Annotated in this window: 25 protein-coding genes and 2 riboswitches; of the genes, 14 read left to right on the forward strand and 11 right to left on the reverse strand. The window is 67.9% G+C overall.

Features of this window, described 5'->3' with window-relative positions:
• The first annotated feature begins 67 nt into the window (after window positions 1-67).
• Window positions 68-931, forward strand: a complete 864-nt coding sequence (locus A5736_RS13160; protein ID WP_076246672.1) for an endonuclease domain-containing protein — start codon at window positions 68-70, stop codon at window positions 929-931.
• 42 nt (window positions 932-973) lie between these two features.
• Here A5736_RS13160 and A5736_RS13165 read toward each other — a convergent pair whose 3' ends face one another.
• From A5736_RS13165 to glnX, 3 genes are read right to left on the reverse strand one after another with little or no spacing between them, the layout of a single operon-like run.
• The gene (locus A5736_RS13165; protein WP_371328380.1) at window positions 974-3,268 is read right to left on the reverse strand and encodes a serine/threonine-protein kinase PknG; all 2,295 of its coding nucleotides are present in this window, start codon (window positions 3,266-3,268) and stop codon (window positions 974-976) included.
• Window positions 3,269-3,279: 11 nt separating this feature from the next.
• Window positions 3,280-4,257 carry a glutamate ABC transporter substrate-binding protein gene (locus A5736_RS13170; RefSeq protein ID WP_076123602.1) on the reverse strand — a complete coding sequence of 326 codons (978 nt, stop codon included), beginning with the start codon at window positions 4,255-4,257 and terminating at the stop codon, window positions 3,280-3,282.
• Window positions 4,257-5,576, reverse strand: a complete 1,320-nt coding sequence (glnX, locus tag A5736_RS13175; protein WP_076123603.1) for a protein kinase G-activating protein GlnX — start codon at window positions 5,574-5,576, stop codon at window positions 4,257-4,259. The genes A5736_RS13170 and glnX overlap by 1 nt, the downstream gene beginning before the upstream one ends.
• A 139-nt stretch (window positions 5,577-5,715) precedes the next feature.
• On the opposite strand from glnX, the gene A5736_RS13180 reads away from it, so the two are divergent.
• A complete protein-coding gene (locus A5736_RS13180; protein ID WP_076246676.1) occupies window positions 5,716-6,348 on the forward strand; it encodes an NUDIX hydrolase in 633 nt (210 codons plus the stop codon).
• On the opposite strand, the gene thiE is transcribed toward A5736_RS13180, so the two are convergent.
• Window positions 6,320-6,991, reverse strand: a complete 672-nt coding sequence (gene thiE / locus A5736_RS13185; protein WP_076246677.1) for a thiamine phosphate synthase — start codon at window positions 6,989-6,991, stop codon at window positions 6,320-6,322. The two genes, A5736_RS13180 and thiE, sit on opposite strands and share 29 nt — an antisense overlap.
• Before the next feature lie 31 nt (window positions 6,992-7,022).
• A riboswitch (TPP riboswitch) is annotated at window positions 7,023-7,133 on the forward strand.
• Here thiE and thiO point away from each other — a divergent pair.
• The 4 genes from thiO to A5736_RS13205 all read left to right on the forward strand — a co-directional run bounded on the left by thiO (window position 7,124) and on the right by A5736_RS13205 (window position 9,843).
• Window positions 7,124-8,137 carry a glycine oxidase ThiO gene (gene thiO, locus A5736_RS13190; protein ID WP_076246679.1) on the forward strand — a complete coding sequence of 338 codons (1,014 nt, stop codon included), beginning with the start codon at window positions 7,124-7,126 and terminating at the stop codon, window positions 8,135-8,137. It overlaps the preceding riboswitch by 10 nt.
• On the forward strand, window positions 8,134-8,331 hold the full coding sequence (gene thiS, locus A5736_RS13195) for a sulfur carrier protein ThiS (RefSeq protein WP_076246680.1): 198 nt from the start codon (window positions 8,134-8,136) through the stop codon (window positions 8,329-8,331). The genes thiO and thiS overlap by 4 nt, the downstream gene beginning before the upstream one ends.
• Window positions 8,324-9,082, forward strand: a complete 759-nt coding sequence (locus A5736_RS13200) for a thiazole synthase (RefSeq protein WP_076126676.1) — start codon at window positions 8,324-8,326, stop codon at window positions 9,080-9,082. The genes thiS and A5736_RS13200 overlap by 8 nt, the downstream gene beginning before the upstream one ends.
• Window positions 9,079-9,843, forward strand: a complete 765-nt coding sequence (locus A5736_RS13205; protein ID WP_076126679.1) for an SGNH/GDSL hydrolase family protein — start codon at window positions 9,079-9,081, stop codon at window positions 9,841-9,843. The genes A5736_RS13200 and A5736_RS13205 overlap by 4 nt, the downstream gene beginning before the upstream one ends.
• A gap of 3 nt (window positions 9,844-9,846) precedes the next feature.
• Here A5736_RS13205 and A5736_RS13210 read toward each other — a convergent pair whose 3' ends face one another.
• Window positions 9,847-10,365 carry a hypothetical protein gene (locus A5736_RS13210; protein WP_076126681.1) on the reverse strand — a complete coding sequence of 173 codons (519 nt, stop codon included), beginning with the start codon at window positions 10,363-10,365 and terminating at the stop codon, window positions 9,847-9,849.
• 86 nt (window positions 10,366-10,451) lie between these two features.
• Window positions 10,452-10,952, reverse strand: coding sequence for a serine/threonine protein kinase (locus tag A5736_RS13215; protein ID WP_076126684.1), 501 nt, complete (start codon window positions 10,950-10,952; stop codon window positions 10,452-10,454).
• A gap of 399 nt (window positions 10,953-11,351) precedes the next feature.
• Here A5736_RS13215 and A5736_RS13220 point away from each other — a divergent pair, with 399 nt between their 5' ends.
• The 6 genes from A5736_RS13220 (at window position 11,352) to A5736_RS13245 (ending at window position 17,153) form a co-directional block, all read left to right on the forward strand.
• Entirely contained in the window at window positions 11,352-11,690 is a 339-nt protein-coding gene (locus A5736_RS13220) for a CD225/dispanin family protein (protein ID WP_076062675.1), read from the forward strand.
• Window positions 11,691-11,751: 61 nt separating this feature from the next.
• Window positions 11,752-12,129: a DUF2752 domain-containing protein gene (locus tag A5736_RS13225; RefSeq protein ID WP_076126686.1), complete on the forward strand. Its 378-nt coding sequence runs from the start codon at window positions 11,752-11,754 to the stop codon at window positions 12,127-12,129.
• 39 nt (window positions 12,130-12,168) lie between these two features.
• Window positions 12,169-13,668: a M28 family metallopeptidase gene (locus A5736_RS13230; RefSeq protein WP_076246682.1), complete on the forward strand. Its 1,500-nt coding sequence runs from the start codon at window positions 12,169-12,171 to the stop codon at window positions 13,666-13,668.
• Between the two features lie 8 nt (window positions 13,669-13,676).
• Window positions 13,677-15,143, forward strand: coding sequence for a M28 family peptidase (locus A5736_RS13235; protein ID WP_076246709.1), 1,467 nt, complete (start codon window positions 13,677-13,679; stop codon window positions 15,141-15,143).
• Between the two features lie 125 nt (window positions 15,144-15,268).
• Window positions 15,269-16,768 (forward strand): peptidase, encoded by a 1,500-nt coding sequence (locus A5736_RS13240; protein ID WP_076246711.1) that lies wholly within the window; start codon window positions 15,269-15,271, stop codon window positions 16,766-16,768.
• Window positions 16,769-16,778: 10 nt separating this feature from the next.
• Window positions 16,779-17,153: a DUF4190 domain-containing protein gene (locus A5736_RS13245; RefSeq protein WP_076246683.1), complete on the forward strand. Its 375-nt coding sequence runs from the start codon at window positions 16,779-16,781 to the stop codon at window positions 17,151-17,153.
• On the opposite strand, the gene A5736_RS13250 is transcribed toward A5736_RS13245, so the two are convergent.
• Together A5736_RS13250 and A5736_RS13255 are read right to left on the reverse strand one after the other, a co-directional pair.
• Window positions 17,120-17,995 carry an LLM class F420-dependent oxidoreductase gene (locus A5736_RS13250; RefSeq protein ID WP_076246685.1) on the reverse strand — a complete coding sequence of 292 codons (876 nt, stop codon included), beginning with the start codon at window positions 17,993-17,995 and terminating at the stop codon, window positions 17,120-17,122. The two genes, A5736_RS13245 and A5736_RS13250, sit on opposite strands and share 34 nt — an antisense overlap.
• Window positions 17,996-18,019: 24 nt before the next feature.
• A complete protein-coding gene (locus tag A5736_RS13255) occupies window positions 18,020-18,457 on the reverse strand; it encodes a MarR family winged helix-turn-helix transcriptional regulator (protein ID WP_076246687.1) in 438 nt (145 codons plus the stop codon).
• A gap of 215 nt (window positions 18,458-18,672) precedes the next feature.
• Here A5736_RS13255 and A5736_RS13260 point away from each other — a divergent pair, with 215 nt between their 5' ends.
• Window positions 18,673-19,458 (forward strand): oxidoreductase, encoded by a 786-nt coding sequence (locus A5736_RS13260; protein ID WP_076246689.1) that lies wholly within the window; start codon window positions 18,673-18,675, stop codon window positions 19,456-19,458.
• Here A5736_RS13260 and A5736_RS13265 read toward each other — a convergent pair whose 3' ends face one another.
• The 3 genes from A5736_RS13265 to thiC form a co-directional block, all read right to left on the reverse strand.
• Window positions 19,459-20,076: an alpha/beta family hydrolase gene (locus A5736_RS13265; protein WP_076246690.1), complete on the reverse strand. Its 618-nt coding sequence runs from the start codon at window positions 20,074-20,076 to the stop codon at window positions 19,459-19,461.
• Window positions 20,073-20,900: a bifunctional hydroxymethylpyrimidine kinase/phosphomethylpyrimidine kinase gene (gene thiD, locus A5736_RS13270; protein WP_076126698.1), complete on the reverse strand. Its 828-nt coding sequence runs from the start codon at window positions 20,898-20,900 to the stop codon at window positions 20,073-20,075. The genes A5736_RS13265 and thiD overlap by 4 nt, the downstream gene beginning before the upstream one ends.
• Window positions 20,897-22,525 carry a phosphomethylpyrimidine synthase ThiC gene (gene thiC / locus A5736_RS13275; RefSeq protein ID WP_076246692.1) on the reverse strand — a complete coding sequence of 543 codons (1,629 nt, stop codon included), beginning with the start codon at window positions 22,523-22,525 and terminating at the stop codon, window positions 20,897-20,899. Before thiC ends, thiD begins: the two co-directional genes overlap by 4 nt.
• Window positions 22,517-22,626: riboswitch (TPP riboswitch) on the reverse strand. Its footprint overlaps the gene before it by 9 nt.
• A 101-nt stretch (window positions 22,627-22,727) precedes the next feature.
• Here thiC and A5736_RS13280 point away from each other — a divergent pair.
• Entirely contained in the window at window positions 22,728-23,396 is a 669-nt protein-coding gene (locus A5736_RS13280; protein ID WP_076126702.1) for a PAS and ANTAR domain-containing protein, read from the forward strand.
• Window positions 23,397-23,400 lie beyond the last annotated feature (4 nt).

A 23,400-nucleotide genomic window follows, 5' to 3' on the forward strand; every position in this document is an offset into this window, starting at 1 on the left:
ATGCACACTCGATGAGCCTTGTGCATAGACGAAGTCGCGGTTGGCGGCGTTATGCAAGTGTCGCGCCATGCGGCACCTGGGAGAACCGTTCATCGGTAGCGAGGCACTGAGGCTGGGCGAGGTGACCCGCCATCAACTGCGGAGGGACTACCGCGCACTGTTTCCGAATGTCTATCTTTCGCGGGATGCGGAGGCGTCGGTCGAACGGCGTATCGCCGCGGCGTGGCTCTGGTCGGGCCGCCGCGCGACCATCGCGGGAGCCGCCGCCGCCAGATTGCATGGCGCCGAATGGATTCCCGACGATGTTCCGGTCGAGCTGATCCATACCAACCCCCACGCACCTCGCGGCGTGCTGACGCGGCGCGACGCGCTGCTGGACGGCGAGACGCAGATTATCGACGGCCGCGCCGTCACCACGGCCGAACGGACCGCCTTCGACATCGGCCGGCGCGGGGCCGTTCATTCGGCCGTTGCGCGGCTGGACACGCTGGCATACGCGACGGATTTCAAGGTCGACGACGTATTGCGAATCGCCGCAGCCCATCCGGGCTCGCCTGGGCTGCGACGGCTAGAGGCGGCGCTGGAGCTGGTCGACGCGGGCTCGCAGTCGCCGCGGGAGACCTACCTGCGCCTGCTGCTCATCGATGCGGGTCTGCCGAGGCCGCAGACCCAGATCCCGGTGTTGGGCGCCGACGGCATTCCGGTCGCCTACCTCGACATGGGCTGGGAGGACCGGATGGTCGCCGTCGAGTACGACGGCGACCATCACCGCAGCGACCGCCGGCAGTACGTCAAGGACATTCGGCGGCAGGAGATGCTGGAGCGAATGGGCTGGATCACCGTCCGGGTCGTCGCGGAGGACGGCCCCGCCGCTACGATCCGACGAGTCAAATCCGCGCTGGCTGCATCGAGTGTGCGCCAAGGGCTTTGAGTGTGCGCGCAGGCCGCCCAGGATGCACACTCGAGAACAAAATCAGAACGTGCTCGTCGGCCGCACCTTGTTGGCCATGTCCACCAGCGTGTAGCGGTGCCGCTGCGTGGGCGCGACGCGAGCCAGGGCGCGCAGCGACGCCTCGACGCCCAGCCGCAGCCCGTGTTCGGTGAACGGGAAACCGAGGATGTGGTTGGTGCTGGCGTCGTTGTCCTCGAGCCAGTCCATCGCGCCACCCAGAACCAGGGCGCGGATCTGCAGCACGCGCGGTTCGGTGGGCGGCAGCGCCTCCACGCGTCGGGCGGCGTCGCGGATCTGCTCCTCGGTGATTTCGTTCGTCGAGCGGCCGGACATCAGCGTGACCGCGCTCGTCAGGCGCGCGGTGGTGAAATGCCGTGAGGTGGCCGGGACTTCGTCGAGGGTGCGCACCGCGGCGGCCCGATCACCCTCGGCGGAAAGCGCCCGGGCCAAACCGAAGGCCGCGGAGATCACGCCGTCGTTCGTCTTCCACACCGTCTCGTAGTACATGTGCTCGTCGGTGCTGCCGGCCAGCTCGGCGGTGGCGGCCAGCGCCAGTTTGGGCGCCAGCTCGCCGGGGAAGGTGTCCAGCACCTCGGTGAAATGTTTGATGGCGGAGTCGTAGTCGCCGGTGAGCAGCTCCGCGACGGCCCGGTACCAGACCAGCCGCCAGCGCCAGCCGACCCGCTCAGCCAGGTCGTCGATCTTGCGGGTGGCCTTCGCCACGTCGCCGAGGTCCAGCAGCGCGCGGACTTCCATCAGCGGCAGCTCCACCGACTCGGATACGTCGGCGCCCTCGGCGTCCAGCGAGCCGTGGCGGGCGGCGCGCAGCGAGTCCAGCGTCTGCACCGGCTGGGACAGCACCGTCGCCTGCAGCACCGGCGCGGCGACGTCCGTCGGATCGACCAGCGGCACCGGCAGGGCCGTCACGATCTCCCGAGCGGTCAGCCTCTCCGAATGCACCTGTCCGTCCAAGTACACGTCGGTGTGCGCGACCAGCAGGTCCACCCCGAACGTCGAGCGGCTCGGGGAAAAGATCGTCGACAGCCCCGGCCGCGGCACCCCGGTGTCCTGCGCGACCACCTCCCGCAGCACGCCCATCAGCTGGGCGGACATCTCGTCGGCCGTGGAAAACCGGCGCCGCGGGTCCGGGTCGGTGGCGCGGCGCAGCAGCCGGCCGAACGAGTCGTACGTGGTCAGCACCGGGTCGTCCTCGGGCAGCCCATCCACATAGCGGCCGTTGCGGGTGCGCAGATTCAGCGTCAACGCCGCCAAAGTCCGCCCCACCGTGTAGATGTCGGTGGCGACAGTGGGACCGGTCCGCACGATTTCCGGCGCCTGGAAGCCGGGTGTGCCGTAGAGATAACCGAAGGAATTGATCCGCGACACTGCGCCCAAGTCGATCAACTTGAGCTGCTCCTCGGTGAGCATGATGTTCTCCGGCTTCAGGTCGTTGTAGACCAAGCCGATGGAATGCAGATAGCTCAGCGCGGGCAGGATTTCCAGCAGGTACGCGACGGCCTCCGCGACCGGCAGCTTGTCCGCCTTGCCGTCCTTGAGGCCCCGCTTGAGCGACTGCCCGCCGATGTACTCCATGACGATGTACCCGACCGGATCGCCATGCCGGTCGGTGTGTTCGACGAAGTTGAAAATCTGCACGATCTGCGGGTGCACCACCTCGGCGAGGAACTGCCGTTCGGCCATCGCGATCGCCTGCGCCTCGGCGTCCCCGGAGTGCACCAGGCCTTTGAGCACCACCGGGCGGTCATTGACGTTGTGGTCGACCGCCAGATACACCCAGCCCAGCCCGCCGTGTGCGATGCAGCCCTTGACCTCGTACTGGCCCGCGACGATGTCGCCGGGATTCAGCTGGGGCAGGAACGTATACGGGCTGCCGCAGGATGGGCACCAGCCCTCCGACGCCCCCTTGCCCTCTTCCCCGGACCGGCCGACGGGCTTTCCGCAGTTCCAGCAGAACCGCTTCGATTCCGGCACCACCGGGTTGGTCATCAGGGCTTCGAGCGGATCGATGTCCCGCACCCGCGGGATCTCGACCAGTCCGCCGCCGAGCTGCCTGGTCGGCGGCAACACGCGGGTGGCGACGGTCCGCTCCTGCGGTTCGGTATCGACACCGTGGATGAGCGGGAAATCGTCGTCATCGTCGTCGAAATCGGGACGGAACAGGGCCTGGGTGGCCTGCAGCCGTCCCGTCGGCATCCCACCGGTCTGGGTGTCCGGCGGCTGCGTGGCGGGACTGACGTCCTCGTCCGGTTGGTCGGCCGGTTCGGGCGCCTCGCGGTTCTTGTCCGCTTTCTTCATCGGCTCGGCCATCAGTCCACGTACCTCGGCGCGGGCGGAGCGGGCGCCGGGCCCAGCACCGTTAACCACTTGCGGTACAACGTGTTCCACGTGCCGTCCCGGCGGATCCGCTCCAGCGTGCCGTTGACGAAGCGGACCAGTCCCGTGTTGTTCAGGTTCATCCCGATGCCGTAGGGCTGGGTGGCCAGGTTCGGTCCGACGATGTGCAAGTAGGGATCCTCTTCGACCAACCCCGCGAGGATGGAGTCGTCGGTGCTGACGGCGTCGATCTCCCGCTGCTGCATCGCCACGAGGCAGTCGGCCCAGTTCACCACCGACACGACGACCGGCGGCGGCACGATCTCCCGAATCCGCTGCAGCGACGTCGTGCCCCGCGCCACGCAGACCCGCTTGCCGGACAGGTCGGCCGCCCTCGCGATCGGCGAGTCACGCGGGGCCAGGATGCGCTGGTTCGCGTCGAGGTAGACGGTCGAGAAGTTCACCAGCTTGCGCCGCTCACAGGTGATGGTCATGGTCTTGACGACGACGTCGACCTCGGATTGCTGCAGCGCGGTGACGCGCTCGTCGGACGACAGGATCCGGTACTCGACGTGCGACGGGGCGCCGAAGATGTCGCGTGCGATCTCGCCGGCGATGTCGACGTCGAAACCGCTGATCTCGCCGGTGATCGGGTCGCGGAAGCTGAACAGGTTGCTGCCGATGTCGAGCCCGACGATCAGCCTGCCGCGGGCTCGGATGTCGGCCACGGCGGCGTCGGCCTCGGGCTTGGTGGCGAAGGGCCGCAGGCTTGCCGTCGCGTTGCAGTCCTCGGTGGAGTCACCCTGCGGCAGCGGGGGCTCCGGCGGCAGTTGGTCCATGCCCACCGGAGAGGGTGGCGGCAGCGTCGGCACCGTCGCCACTGTCAGCGATTCGGTGTGGCTGCAACCCGCTACGACGACCGCGGCGGCGAGTGCGCCGCACACCCGTCGAACCCGGGCCGGACGGACCATTATCGATACTCTTTCAGCCGTGGCCACAGGCCCAGCGCGACCGCGATGGCGGCGCCGAGGCTGAGCACTACGCCGCCGACCTGGGCGCCCGACAGCCCGCCGCGCGCAGCGAGGACGTCGTTGCGCAGGTGGATGCGGCTTTGGTCCATGGCCTTACCCAGCTGGTCTTCCAGCCGGTCGAAGGCGGGGGTGGAGTCGTCCTCGCCGCTACCCAGCGCGACCTGGGTGGCGGCGCGGTAGTTGCCCACGGAGATGTAGGAGTTGAGCCGGTCGTTGGCCTGCCGCCAGCGGACCAGCAGCTGATCGGCGCCCTGCAGGTCGGGCTTGTCGACGGCATCGCTGCGCGCCATGTACTGCTCGAGCTGGGCGTGCATGGAGTCGATGCGCTCATAGAACGACTGCTTGCGCCGGTCCTCGTCGCCGCGCCGGATCAGCGACAGCGTCTCGTCGGCTCGAGCTTGCTGAGCGGTGATCGCGACGTTGGTCACCGTCTTAAGTGACTCCGCCGCAGTGTCCTTTGCGCTGCGACTCGCGGTCGTCGAGATTGTCAGCGCAGTTCCGACCCACACCACCATGACGAGAATACCGAGCGCGCCGACGACCAGTCCCGGGTTGATCCGGCGCCGGGTGCGCCGGGCCAGCCAGCGATGGGAGAACGCGCCGAAGACCACCGTCGTGGCGACGACCAGGATCACCGGAGCCGGGAAGTGGGTCGACGCGGTGGTTTCCGTATCGACCCGGTCGGCCGTGGCCTGGTAGAGCTGCGCCGCATCGGGCAGGATCGTCGATTGCATCAGCCCCGAGGCCTCCGACAGGTAGGCCGCGCCGACCGGGTTGCCCGCCCGGTTGTTGGTTCGCGCGATCTCGATCAGGCCGGTATAGACGGCCAGTTCGGCGTTGAGCTTGCCCAGCAATTGCACCAGCGGTTCATCGGTCAGCCCGCTTGATGCCCGGGTCACCGCCACCGCGGCGTCGGTGATGGCCTGCTCGTAGCGCTGCCGGACCGGGCGCGGCTCGGCCTGGGCGATGAACGCGGTGGCCGCCGCGGCGTCGGCGACCGACAGCGTGGTGTACAGCCGGCCGGCGGCGAACGAGAGCGGCTCGGTGTGGTTGAGCACCGTGGTCAGCACCTGCTGCCGGTGATTGATGGTCGTCGAGGTGGCAAAGGCGCTGGAGACGCCGAGCGCCGCCAGCACGATCCCGATGGTCAAGATGCGGCCCGGCGTCGTCGAGATGAACCACCAGCGTGGATGAGCCGGTTCGGCCGGCGACCGCGACCCCAGCGGTTCGGTCGACGGGTGCGCCAGCTCAACCGTCACGTCTGTTCAGACCTCAGCTTTCGGCCTCGAAAAAGTCGCTGTACGAACCTTTAAGCGAATTCTAAGAGAATGTTCCGGCGTGTGGGGGGAGGCGGAGGCAATTGGGCCCGGGCGTCGCAGACCTGCATATCCTGAACTCGTGCAGGGCGACGGTGACGGATGGGTGATATCCGACGGCGGCGTCCACTATTGGGGCCGCTACGGCGCGGCCGGTCTGTTGCTGCGAGCCCCGCGACCCGACGGCACCCCGGCGGTGCTGCTGCAGCATCGCGCCGTGTGGAGCCATCAGGGCGGCACGTGGGGGTTACCGGGCGGCGCCCGCGACAGCCACGAGTCCCCGGAGGAGACGGCGGTCCGCGAAGCGCGTGAGGAGGCGGGGCTGCTCGCCGAGCTGCTGGCCGTGCGGGCGACCGTGGTCACCGCCGAGGTCTCCGGGCACGGCGGTGCGCGCTGGAGCTACACCACGGTCGTCGCCGACGCCGCCGAGCCGCTGCACACCGTGCCCAACCGCGAAAGCGCCGAGCTGCGCTGGGTCGGCGAGGACGAGGTCGCCGACCTGCCGCTGCATCCCGGCTTCGCCGCCAGCTGGCAACGGCTGCGCACCGCCCCCGCCCTGGTGCCGCTGGGCCATGCCGACGAACGGCGGCAGCGCCTGCCGCGGACCTTGGAGATCGAGGCCGGGGTGTTCGTCTGGTGCATGCCGGGCGACGCGAATCAGGAACCTTCGCAGCTGAGCCCGCGGATCAGCTCGCTGCTGCAAGCGCTGACTTGAGCCGCTGCGCTGCGGCCCCCGGATCCTCGGCCGCGGTAATCGCGCGCACCACCACGACCCGGCGCGCCCCGGCCTCGAGCACCTCGGGCAGCCGCGGGGCGTCGATGCCGCCGATCGCGAACCACGGTTTGTCGGAACCCAGTTCGGCGGCGGCGCGCACCAGCCGCAGGCCGGGCGCCGCGCGACCCGGCTTGGTCGGGGTGGGCCAGCAGGGGCCGACGCAGAAGTAGTCGGCGTCGCCGGCAACAGCGTCGGCGAGCTGGCCCGAGTCGTGGGTGGACAGGCCCAGCAGCGTCGCCGGCCCGGCGATCTCCCGCGCCACGGCGAGCGGCAGGTCGCCCTGCCCCAGATGCAGGGCGTCCGCGCCGGCCGTACGGGCGATATCGGCCCGGTCGTTGACGGCGAACAGGGCGCCGTGCCGGTGCGCGGCGTCGGCGAGAATCTCGCACGCCGCCAGCTCGTCGCGCGCCTCGAGCGGTCCGAACTGCCGCTCGCCGGCCGAGCCCTTGTCCCGGAGCTGGATGATGTCGACCCCGCCGGCCAACACGGCGTCGGCGAATTCGGCCAGGTCGCCGCGCCCCCGCCGCGCGTCGGTGCACAGGTACAGCCTGGCCGCGGCCAGCCGCGTGAGACGTTCGTGCACACCGCGACGCTAGCGCGCTAGCGTAGGACAAGAAGAAGAGCACGGGAGTCCCGGCGAGCGGGGACTGAGAGTGGGCGCGCCCGCCCTTACCGTCGAACCTGATCCGGGTCATGCCGGCGAAGGGAGCAGAGGATGCCGATGGCCGGCTCATTAGCCGTAGTAGGCGGCGGCGTCATCGGATTGTCGATCGCGCGCGCGGCGGCGCGGGCCGGGTGGTCGGTGCGGGTGCACCGCACCGGGCAGGCCGGCGCGTCGTGGGTCGCCGCAGGCATGCTGGCCCCGCACAGTGAAGGCTGGCCGGGGGAAGAGCGGCTGCTGCGGCTGGGCCTGGAATCGCTGCGGCTGTGGCGTGCGGGCGGCTTTACCGACGGGCTGCCACCAGAGGTGATCACCGCACGCGAGTCATTGGTGGTGGCCGTCGACCGGGCGGACGTCGCAGACCTGCGCACCGTCGCCGACTGGCTGTCCGCGCAGGGGCACCCGGTGATCTGGGAGTCGGCCGCCCGCGACGTCGAACCGCTGCTGGCACAAGGCATTCGCCACGGCTTCCGGGCACCGACCGAACTGGCGGTGGACAACCGGGCCCTGCTTGACGCGCTGTCGCTGGACTGCGAGCGTCTCGGCGTGCAGTGGGCGCCGCCGGCGCGCGAGCTGGCCGGTCTCGAGGGTGACGCCGTGGTGATCGCCAACGGCATCGACGCCCCGGCGCTGTGGCCCGGCCTGCCCGTGCGCCCGGTGAAGGGCGAGGTGCTGCGGCTTCGTTGGCGAAAGGGCTGTATGCCGTTGCTGGGCAGGGTGATTCGCGCCCGCGTGCATGGCCGCCAGGTCTACCTGGTGCCGCGCGCGGACGGCGTCGTCGTCGGCGCCACCCAGTATGAGCATGGCCGCGACACCGCCCCGGCGGTGTCCGGGGTGCGCGACCTCCTCGACGACGCGTGTGCGGTGGTGCCGGCGCTGGGCGAGTACGAGCTTGCCGAGTGCGCCGCCGGATTGCGCCCGATGACACCGGACAATCTGCCCCTCGTGCAACGCCTGGACGCGCGCACCCTGGTCGCCGCGGGCCACGGGCGATCGGGGTTCCTGTTGGCCCCGTGGACCGCCGAACAGATTGTCTCCGAACTCGTTCCGGTCGGGGCCCACCGATGATCGTCATGGTCAACGACGAGCAGGTCGAGGTCGACGAGCGGACCACGGTCGCGGCCTTGCTGGAGTCGCTGGGTTTCCCGGACCGGGGCATCGCGGTGGCCATGGATTTGTCCGTGCTGCCGCGTTCGCGCTGGACGACAACACTTTTCGACGGTGCGCGACTCGAGGTGGTGACGGCGGTGCAGGGTGGCTGATTCCAAGCTGACGATCGCCGACCGCAGCTTTGCCTCGCGGCTGATCATGGGTACCGGGGGAGCGACGAACCTCGCGGTACTGGAAGAGGCGCTCATCGCGTCGGGCACCGAGCTGACCACCGTCGCCATGCGCCGGGTCGATGCCGAGGGCGGCACCGGGCTGCTGGACCTGCTGAACCGGCTCGGCATCACCCCGCTGCCCAACACCGCGGGGTGCCGCAGCGCGGCCGAGGCGGTGCTCACCGCGCAACTGGCCCGCGAGGCGCTGAGCACCAATTGGATCAAGCTCGAGGTGATCGCCGACGAGCGCACCCTGCTGCCCGACGGGGTCGAATTGGTCCGGGCGGCAGAGCAATTGGTCGACGACGGGTTTGTCGTGCTGCCCTACACCAACGACGACCCGGCCCTGGCCCGCCGTTTGGAGGACACCGGTTGCGCGGCGGTGATGCCGCTGGGCTCGCCGATCGGCACCGGCCTGGGCATCACCAACCCGCACAACATCGAGATGATCGTCGCCCGGGCCGGCGTTCCCGTGGTGCTCGACGCCGGCATCGGCACCGCCAGCGACGCCGCGCTGGCGATGGAATTGGGTTGCGACGCCGTGCTGTTGGCCACCGCGGTAACCCGGGCCGCCGACCCGCCCGCGATGGCCGCGGCGATGGCCGGCGCCGTCACCGCCGGTTACCTGGCGCGCCGCGCCGGGCGGATCCCAAAACGGTTCTGGGCGCAGGCATCCAGCCCGGAACGATGACACGTTATGTGGCTCTCGGCAGTTCGATGGCCGCCGGTCCCGGCATCCTGCCCCGCGCCGCAGGAGCGCCCCGGTGGTCGGGCCGGTCGGCCCGCAATTACCCGCATCTGCTCGCCGAACGGCTGAAACTGGACCTGGTCGACGTCACCTTCTCCGGCGCGACCACCGCCCACGTGCTGGCCGACCACCAACACGGTCAGCCTCCGCAGATCGCCGCGCTCGACGGTTCGGAGAGCCTGGTCACCGTGACCATCGGTGGCAACGACGTCGGCTACGTCCCGCTGCTGATGGCCGCCGCACTGCCTTACTGGGCGCGACGCCTGCCGCTGGTCGGTGGGCGCATATCCGAACTGCTGGACCGGGACACGCGCGATCGGGCCCTGGCCGAGGTGTTCGATTCGTTGTGCGCGGTCGGGCGCGCGCTGCGCGAGCGCGCGCCCCGCGCCCGGATCTGCTTCGTCGACTATCTGACGATCCTGCCCGCGGATGCGCCGGCCCCGCCGCTCGCGCCGGCGGAATCCGACCTCGGCCGGCACGTCGCCGGGACGCTCGAACGACTCACGGCCGAGGCCGCCGCGGCGACCGGTTGCGAGGTCGTCAGCGCCGCCGCCGCCAGCCGGCAACATCACGCGTGGTCGGCGGAGCCGTGGACAACCCTGCCGGCGCGCTACGGCGTGCCACTGCCGGGCCGGCCGGCCCCGCTGCATCCCAACGGCGCGGGGATGCGTGCGGTCGCGGAGCTCCTATCAGCTCGGTTGTGACGCTTAGCCGTTGGCCTGCCACCACTTGTACAGGGCCGCCGTGTCACCGTTGGACGCGCGGATGAACGCCAGCACGTTCTTGGAGTCAACGGTCCAAAGCACCTCGGCCTGACCCGAATCCGTTCCGCACGCCACCTGTCCGGCCGAGTCGGAGTTGCCCTGGTGCCATGTGGTCGGCGACTTGGCGTCCCCGCAGTTGGCAAGGGTGTCGCTGCTGATCAGTTTGGTGAACGAGCTGGCCGTGTCGGCGCTGCTGCCAAACAGGAAATACTTGCCGCCCATCGGACCGCTGGAGTCGGCGTTCTGTCCGCATTGCAGCACCGCTACCACCGGGGCGGAAAACGAGCCCTGCACGTCGGAGACCTGCTGTGTCGAGCAGTTGCTGCTGGTGTAGCCCTTCGACAGCGCGCTAGTGAGCGTGTCGATGGGGGCTGCCGTTGCGGTGGCAGTACCGGCGATGGCGCAGCCGCCGATGAGCGCTACGGCCGTCGCCGCCCGCAGCGTGTTGGTGAGGGGGGACAATTCTGAACTCCTTTGTTTGAGGGGAAAACCGGGTAATGCGAGGATGTTTCGGGTCGCCACGCCGGAATATGCTGCGGCGCAACCGTTCAGCCGTTGGCTCGCCACCACTGGTAGAGCGCGGCGGTGTCACCGTTGGATCCGCGGATGAGGCTCATCACGGTCTTGGCGTCCGTGGTCCAGATGACCTCGGCCTGGCCCTGATAGGTGCCGCACGCAACTTGCCCGGCCGAGTCGGTTGAGCTGCCCTGGTGCCACACGGTCGGCGATTTGGCGTCCCCGCAATTGGTCAACGTGTCGGAGCCGATGCTGTTGGTGAACGAACTGGCCAGATCGCTGGCGTTGTTGAAGAGCAGGTACTTGGCGAAGACCGGACCGCTGGGGTCGCTGTTCTGGCCGCACTGGAGCACGGCCGACACGCCACTAGGGGGCGACTGCGAGGAACAGTTGCTGGTGTTGTAGCCCTTGGACAGCAGACCCGCAAGCGTGTCGGTGGGATCTGCTGCGGCGGTGGCGGTGCCAAGGCAGACAGAGCTACTGACGAGTGCTGCCGCCGTCGCGGCTCGTAACGTGATGCTGAGGTGAGACATTCGATGACTCCTTACGGTCGCCGGACCGACGGTGCGGCTGCGCTGACGTCCCGGAGTGTATGTGCGTTGTCGGCCGAAAACAGCGCTTCAGCTAAAAGGATCGTAAGGCTATCTCGTGGCTATGCAACACATTCCGTTGGAAATTGTCTGTTTGGGCATCATTCTCGGCGCGCCTCGGTGCCGCGTCAAAAACCGACGCGCGCTCAAATTGCCTAGTAGACAAGCTATTTCACTCGAATGCGCTCGCGATCGACATGAAGGGTTTACCCGCCGATTTTTCCCATCGCGTTTGCGAAAAATCGCCGAGTTGGGAATTTCGCGGACATGCTGCTCGAACGGCGCCGCTCAGGTATGGTAAGCACGCTTTACGCCAGCTAACTTCTCTTGACTGGAGACCCGATGACTGCACAGCCGCCTCCCCCTCCCGGTTACCCGCCGCAACAGCCGCCCGCGGGGCAAGCGCCGAACAACTACTTGGTGTGGTCCATTTTGGTGACGTTGTTCTGCTGCCTTCCGCTGGGGATCGTTGCGATCGTCAAGTCCAGCCAAGTCAACGGATTATGGGCGCAAGGCCAGTATGCCGAGGCGCAGGCGGCCGCCGACAGTGCGAAGAAGTTCGTGATCTGGTCGGCCGTTATCGGTGTTGTCGTGGGCATCATCTACGCGATCATCGCGATTGCGGGCGGGTTGGCCACCAACTCGAACGCGGCGATGCTTGCCACGACGATGTTTTTCTAAGGCCGCGATTGGTTCTACGGTGAGCCCTGGTTCGACCCGGCTGAGTGTCGGTGCGCCACTAATGGTGGCGGCGGGCACGACGCTGGTGTGCGCGGCCATCTGGGTGGGCGACCCGACGACCCCGCATGGTCCGCTGCCGGTATGCCCGACCAAGGCGCTGTTGGGGATCGACTGCCCCGGCTGCGGCAGCCTGCGGATGCTGTACTCGTTGATGCACGGCAATCTGCTAGCGGCCGCGAGGTTTAACGCCGTGGGCCTGGTGGCGTTAGCGCTCTTGGTGTGGGCATTCGCGGCGTGGACTTACGGCCGGGTTTCGGGCCGCCGGATTAGGGGCTGGCAGCACCATCGATGGTCCGCGGCGGTGACGCTGGTCGTGGTGCTGGCCTGGTTTGTGGTGCGCAACATCCCGTTTGCGCCCTTCAGCGCGCTGTATGTCTGAGCTGGAACTCCTGACCCCCCGCGTCTAACGTTGGGCGCGATGGTGCACAAATCCAGGGCTGTCGCGGCGGTGCTCGGCTTGGTCGCCGTCACCGTCTTTGCGTCGGGGTGCTTCCATCGGACGGCCAACTCGGAGCAACCGAGCGGCGACCCCGCCGCGGCCAAGTTCGCCAGTGCCCTGCAACACAAGGTCACGACCGATGCGATGATGGCGCACCTGTCGAAGCTCCAGGACATCGCCAATGCCAACAACGGCACTCGTGCGGTGGGCACCCCAGGCTACGAGGCCAGCGTCGACTATGTGGTGAATACACTGCGTAACAGTGGTTTTGACGTGCAGACGCCGGAGTTCTCGGCCCGGGTGTTCCATGCGGACAAACCGGAGGTGACGGTCGGCGGCAAGCCCGTGGAGGCGCGGGCGCTCGATTACAGCGCCGCCACACCGCCGGACGGCGTGAGCGGCCCGCTGGTGGCCGCCCCTACCGGAGACGCCGCGGGCTGCAAGGCCTCCGACTTCGACGGGCTGGCAGTGCATGGCGCCGTGGTGCTGGTGGACCGCGGCACCTGCCCCTTTGCCCAGAAGGAGGACGCCGCGGCGCAGCGCGGCGCCGTGGCGATGATCGTCGCCGACAACGTGGACGAGCAACAGATGGGCGGAACCCTGGGGGCGGACACCGACGTCAAGATCCCGGTAATCGGGGTGAGCAAGTCCGTGGGGGTGCAGCTGCGGGTCCAGCCGGGGCGCACGACGATCAAGCTCAATGCCAGCAGCCAGAGTTTCAAGGCTCGCAACGTCATCGCGCAGACCAAGACCGGTTCGCCCACCGACGTGGTGATGGCGGGCGCGCACCTGGACAGCGTGCCGGCGGGACCGGGCATCAACGACAACGGGTCGGGAGTTGCCGCCGTTCTGGAAACCGCGGTGCAGCTGGGCAATTCACCGCAAGTGCACAACGCGGTGCGGTTCGGCTTCTGGGGTGCGGAGGAACTCGGCCTGATCGGATCGCGCAACTACGTCGAATCACTCAACCTCGACGCGCTCAAAGACATTGCGCTGTACCTCAATTTCGATATGCTCGCGTCGCCGAATCCCGGCTACTTCACCTATGACGGAGTCCAATCGCTGCCGCCGGACGCGCGCGGGCAGCCGGTGGTGCCCGAGGGTTCGGCCGGCATCGAGCGCACGTTTGTCGACTACCTGAAGTCGGCCGGCAAAACGGCGCAGGACACGTCGTTCGACGGGCGCTCCGACTACGACGGATTCACCCTGGCGGGCATCCCCGCGGGCGGCTTGTTCTCGGGTGCGGAGAACAAGAAGTCCGACGAGCAGGCCAAGCTGTGGGGCGGGACGGCAAACGAGCCGTTCGATCCCAACTACCACCAGAAGGGCGACACCCTCGACCACATCGACCGCACCTCGCTGGGCATCAACGGCGGCGGCGTTGCCTACACGCTGGCGCTGTACGCGCAGGACCTCGGCGGGCGAAACGGCGTGCCGGCCATGGCGGACCGCACGCGCCATGTGCTCTCCAAGCCATGACGCGTGCGATGCCCCGTCGGCTGGGCGCGCTGCTGGTGATCGGGCTGCTCGCCGCCTGTTCGCCGCCGCGGCCGGCTCCGCCCGCCGCGGCACCGGACCTCGGCCGTGGCGTGGCCGCAAAGGTGAGCGTCGACGGGATGTTCGGCCACCTGCGCGCACTGCAGGACATCGCCAACGCCAACAAGGGCAACCGGGCGGACGGCACACCGGGCTACGACGCCAGCGTGGAGTATGTGGTGAAGGCGTTGCGCGGCAAGGGTTTCGAGGTGTCGACGCCGCAGTTCGACCGGCTGTATGCCATTGCCCAGGGTAAGCCGGCGCTGACGGTCGCCGGGCGTGGCTATCCGGTCGACCAGGCTTCGCTGCTGGTCCGGACACCGCCCGGCGGTCTGACCGGGCAACCGGTCCGGCCCGCGGCGCCGTCGGGCTGCGCGGTCGGCGACTACCCGGCCGCCCTACCCCAGGGTGCGATCGCCGTCGTCGACGACACCCGCTGCTCGGTGGTCGACAAGCAGAACAGCGCGGTTGCCAAGGGCGCCGTCGCGCTGGTCGTGCTCAGCACGCCCGGCGGCCAGGGCGCGCCGCCCACGCTGTTCAATCCCGGCTACTTCAAGGAGCTGACGGTTCCCGTCGCCGTCGCCGGTGCCGACGCCGCCGGCGCGCTCGCCCGCAGCACCGCGCCGGTGCATCTGGTCCTGGACGCCGAGAACGTCAAGATCACGTCGCGAAATGTGCTGGCGCAGACCAAGACCGGCTCGACTAACGACGTGATCGTGGTCGGAGCGCATCTGGACGGCCCGCGTGACAGCCCGGGCATCAACGACAACGGCTCGGGCGTTGCCGCCGTTCTGGAAACGGCCCTGCAGCTCGGACCGCTGGCGCCGGTGAACAACGCGGTGCGGTTCGTGTTCTGGGGCGCCGACGAGGATGGGCTCAACGGCGTGATGGACTACGTGTTCGGCCTGGATGACGAGCAACGCAACGACATCGCCCTGTACCTGAACGTCAACCTGATCGGTTCGCTCAACGCCGGCTTTTTCACCGACGACGGGGACCAGTCCGGTCCACCCGGACAGGGCGTCTCGTTCGGTGACGTGCCCGACGGCTCGGCGGGCATCGAGCGCACGCTGGACGGCTACCTGAATCTGGCCGGGAAGCGGCCCGCCGACATGCCGCTGGGCACCCGCACCGACTACCACCCCTTCATGGTGGCGGGCGTGCCGATCGGCGGTCTGAGCGCGGGCGCGTCACAGCTGAAAACCCCTGTGCAAGCACGGCTATGGGGCGGCAAGGCCGGTGTCGGCTTCGATCCCAACTTCCAGACCCCCCGCGACACCATCGACAACATCAGCCGGGAAGCATTGGCGGTCATGGGTTCTGGGGTGGCGTATGCGGTCGGCAGTTACGCCATGTCAATCGGGGGCGTCAACGGCGTCCCGTCCCACGACAAGCGGCATCGCACGCGGGTGCCGTAGCGCCGGGCCCACCACAGGCGATTGCCGATTCGGGGTTTGCTGAGGCCCCCATTTGTGGCACTCTCGTTGATCGACGGATTTACAATAAGGACCCTTTGATTCGGCCGGTCGAGATGGGGTTGGTCATGGATAACCACGCGCGGTATCGACGTCGACCGGCCCGAGGTCGCCGACGCAGGGGGGCGGCATCGCTGCGGGCGGCAATCGCCTGCGCTGCAGCGGCGATACTCGTGGTGGCCGGCTGCAGCACCTTCGTCGAGGGACGAGCCCTGTCGATGCTCAACGACCCCTTCCGGGTCGGGGGTCTGCCCGCCACCAACGGTCCCAGCGGGATCCGCCCGAACGCACCCGCACCGACCGGCACGGTGGTCAACACCGACAACGGCACGATCGACAAGTTGTCGTTGCTATCGGTCAATGACATCGAGGAGTACTGGAAGTCGGTGTACGGCGAATCGCTGCAGGGATCGTTCGTGCCGGTCGGCAAGCTCATCTCCTACGACTCCAACAATCCCAGCAGTCCGATCGTGTGCCACAACGACACCTACAAGCTCGTCAACGCCTTTTTCACGTCGAGATGCAACCTGATCGCCTGGGATCGCGGCGTGTTCATGCCTGTCGCGCAACGCTATTTCGGCGACATGTCTGTCAATGGTGTGCTGGCCCACGAGTTCGGGCATGCCCTGCAGCAGATGGCGAAACTGGTGACCCGCAAGGACCCCACCATCGTTCGCGAGCAGCAGGCCGATTGTTTCGCCGGCGTCTATCTGTTCTGGGTGGCCGACGGCAAGTCGCCGCGCTTCACGCTGAGCACCGCCGACGGACTCGACCATGTGCTGGCGGGAATCATCACCACCCGTGATCCGGTGATGGACGCCGACACCGAGAACGACGACGAACACGGATCGGCCCTGGATCGGATCAGCGCCTTCCAGATGGGCTTCATCAGCGGGGCCTCGGCCTGCGCGGGAATCAACAAGCAGGAAATCGAGCAGCGCCGCGGCGACCTCCCCAAGACCCTGCGCGTCGATAACAGCGGGGACCCGGAAACCGGCGAGGTCACGCTCAACGAAGACACCCTGTCGACGCTGATGGAGCTGCTGGGGAAGATCTTCTCGCCGAAGAATCCGCCGACGTTGTCCTACAAGCCGGCCGATTGCCCGGATGCGAAAGCCAGCCCGCCGGCGTCGTATTGTCCGGCCACCAACACCATCGTGGTCGATCTGCCCGGGCTGGCGAAGATGGGGAAGGTCTCCGCCGAGAGCGAACACACGCTGCCGCAGGGTGACGACACCGCCCTGTCGGTCGTGATGTCGCGATACGCGCTGGCGGTACAGCACGAACGCGAGCTGGCGATGCACAGCCCGTGGACCGCGCTGCGCACCGCATGCCTGACCGGGGTAGTCCACCGCAAGATGGCCGAACCCATCGACTTGCCTTCCAAGAAGGAGCTTTTGCTGACCGCCGGCGACCTCGACGAAGCCGTCGCGGGCCTGCTCACCAACCACCTGGTGGCCAGCGACGCGGACGGTACCAGCGTTCCGGCCGGCTTCACGCGAATAGCGGCGTTCCGCGGCGGCGTAACCGGCAACATGGACGCGTGCTACTCGCGTTATCCGGGATAAGGAGGCGTCCGTGTCGGAACCACCGCCCCGCTACCCGCCGCCGGGTGGTTATGGCTACCAACCGCCACCGCCGGCCGTCGGCACCAACGGGTTGGCCATCACCTCCTTGGTGTGTTCCTTGTTCGGTTGGCTATGCATCATCGGCGGCATTCTGGGCATCATCCTCGGCGTTTTGGCGCTGGGCCAGATCAGGCAGAGCGGCCAGGGCGGGCGCGGTTTGGCGATTGCCGGAATTGTTATCGGCGGCATCGTGACCGCGCTGGTGATATTCGCGGGGATCCTCGGGGCCGTGTTCGGCGGCGCGTCACACACGCATTCCAGCGCGCCGACGACAGTGATAGTCGTTGCGGCTCAACCTATCCCGGCGAGCTTTGGCATCACCTGATCGACATACCGGCGGATGAACCCGACGGGGTCCGGGTTTCCCGGCAGGGGACCGACGTTGATCATCTCGATGCCCTGCGCGGAAAAGCGCTCCACAGTCTTCAGGTGCGCGTCGGTGTCCTCGAACGGGTCCATGGTCGCGAGGCCGCCGGCCGTCTTGCGGATTTCGCCGGGATCACGGCCCACCGCGTCGCAGTGGCGGTTCAGCACATCGACCTTGTGCTTCAGCTCGTCGACATCGGTCGCCATGCTGTTCCAGATATCGGCGTACTGCGCGACCAGGCGTAGCGTCTTCTTCTCGCCGTCGCCGCCGATCAGGATGGGGGGACGTCGAATCGGTTGCGGCGCACAGATTGTCTCGGCCAGCTGATAGTGCCTGCCGTTGTACGGGCCGTCATCATCGCTCCACATCTGCCGGCATATCTGCAGCGTCTCCTCCAGCATCTCGAAGCGTGTGCTCAGCGCCGGATATGGAATACCGAGGGCGACATGTTCGCGGTCGTACCATGCCGCGCCCAGGCCCAGGATCGATCGGCCTTGGGACAACACGTCAAGCGTCGTGACCGCTTTGGCCAGCACCCCGGGATAGCGATACGTCACCCCGGTGACCAGCAGGGCCAGGTCGATCGTCGTCGTTTGTCCGGCCAGGAAGCCCAGGGACGTATAGCCCTCCAAGAAAGGATCCTGCGCGGCCCCAAGGGCTTCCATCTGGAAGAAGTGGTCGGCCAGCGTGAATAGCGTTGCCCCGCCTTCCTCGGCGGCTCTGGCCGCGTCGGCAAGCGTCGGGCCCAGCTTCGCCGGGTCGCCTGGCAGAAAATCGATGAAGTGCACTCCCAATTCCATTGCCAAATCTGTCCTTTCATGTAGCTATTGTTCGGTTAGGCGCTCCAGCAGCGACAACGCATCAAGGATGATGCGCCGCTCGCGTTCGGAGTACTGCTCCTGCATCGCGCGTGCCAGCCACTCCTCCCGCACTTGACGGGCGCTCTCGGCGCGCTCACGGCCCGCCTCGGTCAGCGAGACCACTTGGCGCCGACCGTCTTCCGGGTCGGGAGTCCGCTCGATGAGCCCACGTTGTGCGAGGGCGGCGAGTATGGTTGCCATCGACTGGGGGCGTACCCGTTCTGCGCCTGCCAACGCGCTGGCCGACGACGCCCCCTCTTTCCATAGCCGGGTGAGCACCGCCGTCTGTGACGGAGTCAGATCCTGACCAACCGCGACGTTTCTCAACCGCCGTCGCAGCCGGCTGAACACCACCCGAATATCTCGCGCGGCCGCGACGGCGGACTCGCCGATGCCATCCATGCCACCAGTCTAAATTAGACAGCTAAAACTGTCCAGGTTGGACTGTATAAACCACTTCGGCGGAGGAGGTTCGCATCTCGGGTTGCGGCGAGCCGGTTGCGGTCCATTGGGCAAGCTCTAACCGGTGGCGCGCCAGGATCGCGCTTTGCGAAGTCGAGGACCCGCGCGGCGTAGCCTTTAGCGTCGTGCTCGCCGCAGACGCGGGAAGGACGGATATGGATCTGCACCTATCGGGGAAGACCGCAGTGGTCACCGGCGCCAGCAAAGGCATCGGTTTCGCGATCACGAAAGCCCTCGTGGATGCGGGGGTGCACGTGGTGGCCGGGTCACGGACGCCCGGCAAGGGACTGCCGGCGCTTGAAGAGACGGGGCAGGCGTCGTTCGTGCCCGTCGACCTCTCCCAGGCCGGCGCCGCCGAAGAGCTGGTCGCCGTGGCGGCCGAGCGCGGCGGGATCGACATTCTGGTCAACAACGTCGGCGGTTCGAAGGTCCGTGCGGGCGGGCTGGCCGGCATCACCGACGACCAATGGCAAGCGACGTGGGAACTCAACGTAATGGCCGCCGTGCGATCCGTCCGCGCCGCGCTACCCCAGATCGAAAGGCGCGGCCGCGGCTCTATCGTCATCATCGGCTCGATCAACGCCTACCTTGCCAATCCCGAAAGCTATGACTATTGCGCCGCCAAAGCCGCCCTCGCCAGTTTTTCGAAAGCGTTGTCAAAAGAGTTGGCGCCGAAGGACATCCGAGTCAACTTGGTCAGCCCCGGGGCGGTGCTGACGGAGATCTGGACCGACGAGGGCAGGTTGGCCGCTCAGTATGCCGCCGCCGACGGCCGCACGCCCGGGGAAGTCCGGGCGGCGATCATCGAGAATACTCCGACGGGCCTTTTCACCACCCCCGAGCAAGTCGCGGACCTCGTCTTGTTCCTTGCCAGCGACCGCGCCGGGAACATCACCGGATCCGACTATCGCATCGACGGCGGCTACGTCACCACGCTGTGATCAGCGCAGCAGGCGCAGCGCCGCGTCCACCGCGAGCGCAGGCACATCGAGCTTCGTCGAACGCAAATCGTGTCGGGCGCCAGCGATTTCGACGACCTCGACCGATGCGGAGACCAAAGCCGCCGCCGCACGAACCTCGTCGGGGGTGCCGAAGGGATCCGACGTGCCGTGGGTGAACACCGTCGGCACCGTGATGTCCGGCAGGTGTTCGGTGCGGGGCCGCTCCGGCTTGCCGGGCGGATGCACGGGATAGGAGAACAGCGTCAGCACGTCCACTGGTGCTTCGTTGGCGGCGACCACCATCGACGTCTGCCGGCCGCCATAGGAATGCCCGCCGGCGATCAGGGGACCGTCGGCGAGGCCGCGGCACACGGTGATCGCCTCCACGATTCCGGCGCGGTCGCCCGCCGCCGAGCCGGACGGCGGCCCGGTGGGCCGGCGCCGGCGGTAGGGCAGGTTGTACCGCACCGCGAGCCAGCCACGATGCGCCCATTCGTCGCAAACATGTTGCAGCAGTGTGGATTCCCGGCTACCTCCCGCGCCGTGGGTCAGCATGACCACCCCGACGGCCGGGCCTGCGGGTCGATGCGCGACGCCCGCGATCTGGTCGAGGTTCATGACAACCGGAACAGCGGCGAGACCGGTCCGTGTCCGTGGCCCAGCGGATAGGAGGCGCGCAGGCATTCGGTCACCCACCCCTTCGCGAACGACACCGCGTCCGGCACCGTGAACCCGTGCGCCAGCGCGCAGGCTGTCGCCGCGGCCAAGGTGTCCCCGGCGCCGTGGTCGTGAATGGTGTCCACCCGCGGTGAGTCGAACTCGTAAAAGTCGGTGCCGTCGAACAAGAGGTCCGTGCTGCTCGCCGAACCCTGCAGGTGCCCGCCCTTGACCAACGCCCACTTGGGTCCCAAGGCGTGCAGCGCGCGGGCGGCCTCCCGCTGCGACTCAGGGTCGACGACGTCGATATCGACCAGCAATCGCACCTCGTGCAGGTTCGGCGTCACCAAGCACGCCAGCGGAAACAGTTCGGTACGAAGCGAATCCAGTGCGCTCGTGTCCAGCAGCGGGTCGCCGTGCATCGACGCGCACACCGGGTCGACTACCAGCGGTGCGTCGCCGCCGTGGTCGCGCCAGGCCGCGGCGACCGCTTCGATGATTTCGCCCGACGCCAGCATGCCGGTCTTGGCCGCCTGCAAACCGATGTCGTGACAGACCACCTCGATCTGGGCGGTGATGACGTTGCCGGGGACCTTGTGAAAACCTCTGACGCCCACCGAGTTCTGCACCGTCACCGCGCTCACCGCACACAGCGCATGAACCCCGAGCAGCGTGCAGGTGCGCACATCCGCCTGCATACCGGCGCCGCCGCCGGAGTCCGACCCGGCGATGGCCAGCACCCGCAGGGGCGTCTCGCCCGGCCCGGGCAGCGGCAGGTACGTCACGTTATAGGTAGATACACCCGATTGCCGTGCTCGGCGAACTCGACCGACTTCTCGGCCATTGCGGCCTCGATGGCTTCCTCGCTGTCGAGCCCGTGCGCGGCGGCGTAGTCGCGCACGTCCTGTGTGATGCGCATCGAGCAGAACTTCGGCCCGCACATCGAGCAGAAGTGCGCCGTCTTGGCCGGTTCGGCGGGCAGCGTCTCGTCGTGGAATTCCCGTGCGGTGTCGGGGTCCAACGACAGTGCGAATTGATCGTTCCAGCGGAACTCGAAGCGTGCCGTCGACAGGGCGTCGTCGCGCTCCTGGGCGCGCGGGTGGCCCTTGGCCAGGTCCGCCGAGTGCGCGGCGATCTTGTAGGCGATCACCCCGTCCTTGACGTCCTTGCGGTCGGGCAATCCCAGGTGTTCCTTCGGGGTCACGTAGCACAGCATCGCGGTGCCGGCCTGCGCGATGATGGCCGCGCCGATCGCCGAGGTGATGTGGTCGTAGGCGGGCGCGATGTCGGTGGCCAGCGGGCCCAGCGTGTAGAACGGCGCCTCCTCGCACAGCTCCTCCTCGAGCCGCACGTTCTCGACGATCTTGTGCATCGGGATGTGTCCGGGCCCCTCGATCATCACCTGTGCGCCATGGGCTTTCGCGATCTTGGTCAGCTCGCCCAGGGTGCGCAGCTCGGCGAACTGCGCGGCGTCGTTGGCGTCGGCGATCGAGCCGGGACGCAGCCCGTCACCGAGCGAGAAGGTGACGTCGTAGCGCGCGAAGATGTCGCAGAGCTCTTCAAAGTTGGTGTAAAGGAACGACTCCCGGTGATGTGCCAGGCACCACGCCGCCATGATCGATCCGCCGCGGGACACGATGCCGGTGACGCGCTTAGCGGTCAACGGCACGTAGCGCAGCAGCACGCCGGCGTGCACGGTCATGTAGTCGACACCCTGCTCGCACTGTTCGATCACGGTGTCGCGGTAGATCTCCCACGTCAGCTCGGTCGGATCGCCCTTGACCTTTTCCAGCGCCTGGTAGATCGGCACCGTGCCGACCGGCACCGGCGAATTGCGCAGGATCCACTCGCGGGTTTCGTGGATGTTCTTGCCGGTGGACAGGTCCATGATGGTGTCGGCGCCCCAGCGGGTGGCCCACACCATCTTGTCGACCTCTTCTGCGATCGACGACGTCACCGCCGAGTTGCCGATGTTCGCATTGACCTTGACCGCGAATGCCTTGCCGATGATCATCGGCTCGCACTCGGGGTGATTGTGGTTGGCCGGGATCACCGCGCGGCCGCGGGCGACCTCGTCGCGCACCAGCTCGGCCGCCACGTCCTCGCGCGCGGCGATGAACGCCATCTCGGCGGTGATCTCGCCGGCGCGGGCGCGCTGCAGCTGGGTCCCGCGGTCGCGGACCACGCCTGGCCGCGCCGGCAGCCCGGCCGCCAAGTCGATCATCGCGTCCGGATCCGTGTATGGACCGGAAGTGTCGTAGAGGTCGAAGTGGTCGCCGGTGGACAGGTGCACCCGCCGGAACGGAACCTTGAGACCCGCGCCGTTGCCCGGCGTCGCAATTTCGCGATAGGCCTTGCTACTGCCCGCGATGGGTCCCGTGGTCACGGACGGTTCGACAGTTGCGGTCATTTGTCATCTCCCTACGCCGGCATTACCCGGTCAGGTTCGTACGGTCGACGGCCCCAGCCGTCCTCTCAGCGCACTCGGCGTGCGCTCCCGCGTCCTTGTGTTTGATCGTCCGCACGCGACGTTACCCCCAACCCCGTACCGGGCGACTCTCGCCGTCGAATCCGGCCGGTGGAATGATGGAGACGTGCCACAGCCCACGCCAATGACCGGCGATGCCGAGCGCGCCGCCTCGGGACACTTGAGCGTCGGCAGCTTCCGCTTTTGGTTCGCCGGCGAGCGCTGGGAATGGTCCGACGAGGTCGCGCGGATGCACGGTTACGAACCCGGGTCGGTGGTGCCGACCACTGAGCTACTGCTGTCGCACAAGCATCCTGATGACCGTGAACACGTCCGCGATCTGCTCGACTACGCGGTGCAGTCGGGAGAGTCGTTCTCCAGCCGTCACCGCTTCATCGACACCGCCGGCGGTGAGCACGATGCGATCGTCGTGGCCGACCGCATCCTGGACGAATCGGGAGCGGTGGTGGGCACCGCGGGCTACTACATCGACCTCACCGAGACATTCGGTGAAGCGCGCTCGGAGACCCGCCAGGAGGTGCTCGACGAGGCGCTGCCGGACTTGTTCGAGAACCGCGCGGCCATCGAGCAGGCCAAGGGCGTCCTGATAGCCGTCTACCGGGTCAGCGCGGATCAGGCCTTTCGGGTGCTGCAGTGGCGGTCGCAGGAGACCAACGTCAAGCTGCGTGTGCTGGCCAAACAACTCGTCAGCGAAGTCGTCAGCCTGCCGCCGCCGTCGCCGACCGTGCAAAGCCAGTTCGACCACGTGCTGCTGACCGTGCACGAGCGCGTGCCCGCCGAATCCAGCCGGTGACGGG

The organism is Mycobacterium sp. SP-6446, from assembly GCF_001954045.1.
GTDB lineage: Bacteria > Actinomycetota > Actinomycetes > Mycobacteriales > Mycobacteriaceae > Mycobacterium.

Coding starts and splice junctions, on each gene's coding strand:
- A5736_RS13260 (WP_076246689.1), top strand. CDS start 18,673: ATGGATCTGCACCTATCGGGGAAGACCGCAGTGGTCACCGGCGCCAGC.
- A5736_RS13160 (WP_076246672.1), top strand. CDS start 68: ATGCGGCACCTGGGAGAACCGTTCATCGGTAGCGAGGCACTGAGGCTG.
- A5736_RS13240 (WP_076246711.1), top strand. CDS start 15,269: ATGGATAACCACGCGCGGTATCGACGTCGACCGGCCCGAGGTCGCCGA.
- A5736_RS13265 (WP_076246690.1), bottom strand. CDS start 20,076: ATGAACCTCGACCAGATCGCGGGCGTCGCGCATCGACCCGCAGGCCCG.
- A5736_RS13205 (WP_076126679.1), top strand. CDS start 9,079: ATGACACGTTATGTGGCTCTCGGCAGTTCGATGGCCGCCGGTCCCGGC.
- A5736_RS13225 (WP_076126686.1), top strand. CDS start 11,752: ATGGTGGCGGCGGGCACGACGCTGGTGTGCGCGGCCATCTGGGTGGGC.
- A5736_RS13280 (WP_076126702.1), top strand. CDS start 22,728: ATGACCGGCGATGCCGAGCGCGCCGCCTCGGGACACTTGAGCGTCGGC.
- thiO (WP_076246679.1), top strand. CDS start 7,124: ATGCCGATGGCCGGCTCATTAGCCGTAGTAGGCGGCGGCGTCATCGGA.
- A5736_RS13170 (WP_076123602.1), bottom strand. CDS start 4,257: ATGGTCCGTCCGGCCCGGGTTCGACGGGTGTGCGGCGCACTCGCCGCC.
- A5736_RS13165 (WP_371328380.1), bottom strand. CDS start 3,268: ATGAAGAAAGCGGACAAGAACCGCGAGGCGCCCGAACCGGCCGACCAA.
- A5736_RS13220 (WP_076062675.1), top strand. CDS start 11,352: ATGACTGCACAGCCGCCTCCCCCTCCCGGTTACCCGCCGCAACAGCCG.
- A5736_RS13235 (WP_076246709.1), top strand. CDS start 13,677: ATGCCCCGTCGGCTGGGCGCGCTGCTGGTGATCGGGCTGCTCGCCGCC.
- A5736_RS13230 (WP_076246682.1), top strand. CDS start 12,169: ATGGTGCACAAATCCAGGGCTGTCGCGGCGGTGCTCGGCTTGGTCGCC.
- A5736_RS13215 (WP_076126684.1), bottom strand. CDS start 10,952: ATGTCTCACCTCAGCATCACGTTACGAGCCGCGACGGCGGCAGCACTC.
- thiS (WP_076246680.1), top strand. CDS start 8,134: ATGATCGTCATGGTCAACGACGAGCAGGTCGAGGTCGACGAGCGGACC.
- A5736_RS13250 (WP_076246685.1), bottom strand. CDS start 17,995: ATGGAATTGGGAGTGCACTTCATCGATTTTCTGCCAGGCGACCCGGCG.
- A5736_RS13255 (WP_076246687.1), bottom strand. CDS start 18,457: ATGGATGGCATCGGCGAGTCCGCCGTCGCGGCCGCGCGAGATATTCGG.
- thiC (WP_076246692.1), bottom strand. CDS start 22,525: ATGACCGCAACTGTCGAACCGTCCGTGACCACGGGACCCATCGCGGGC.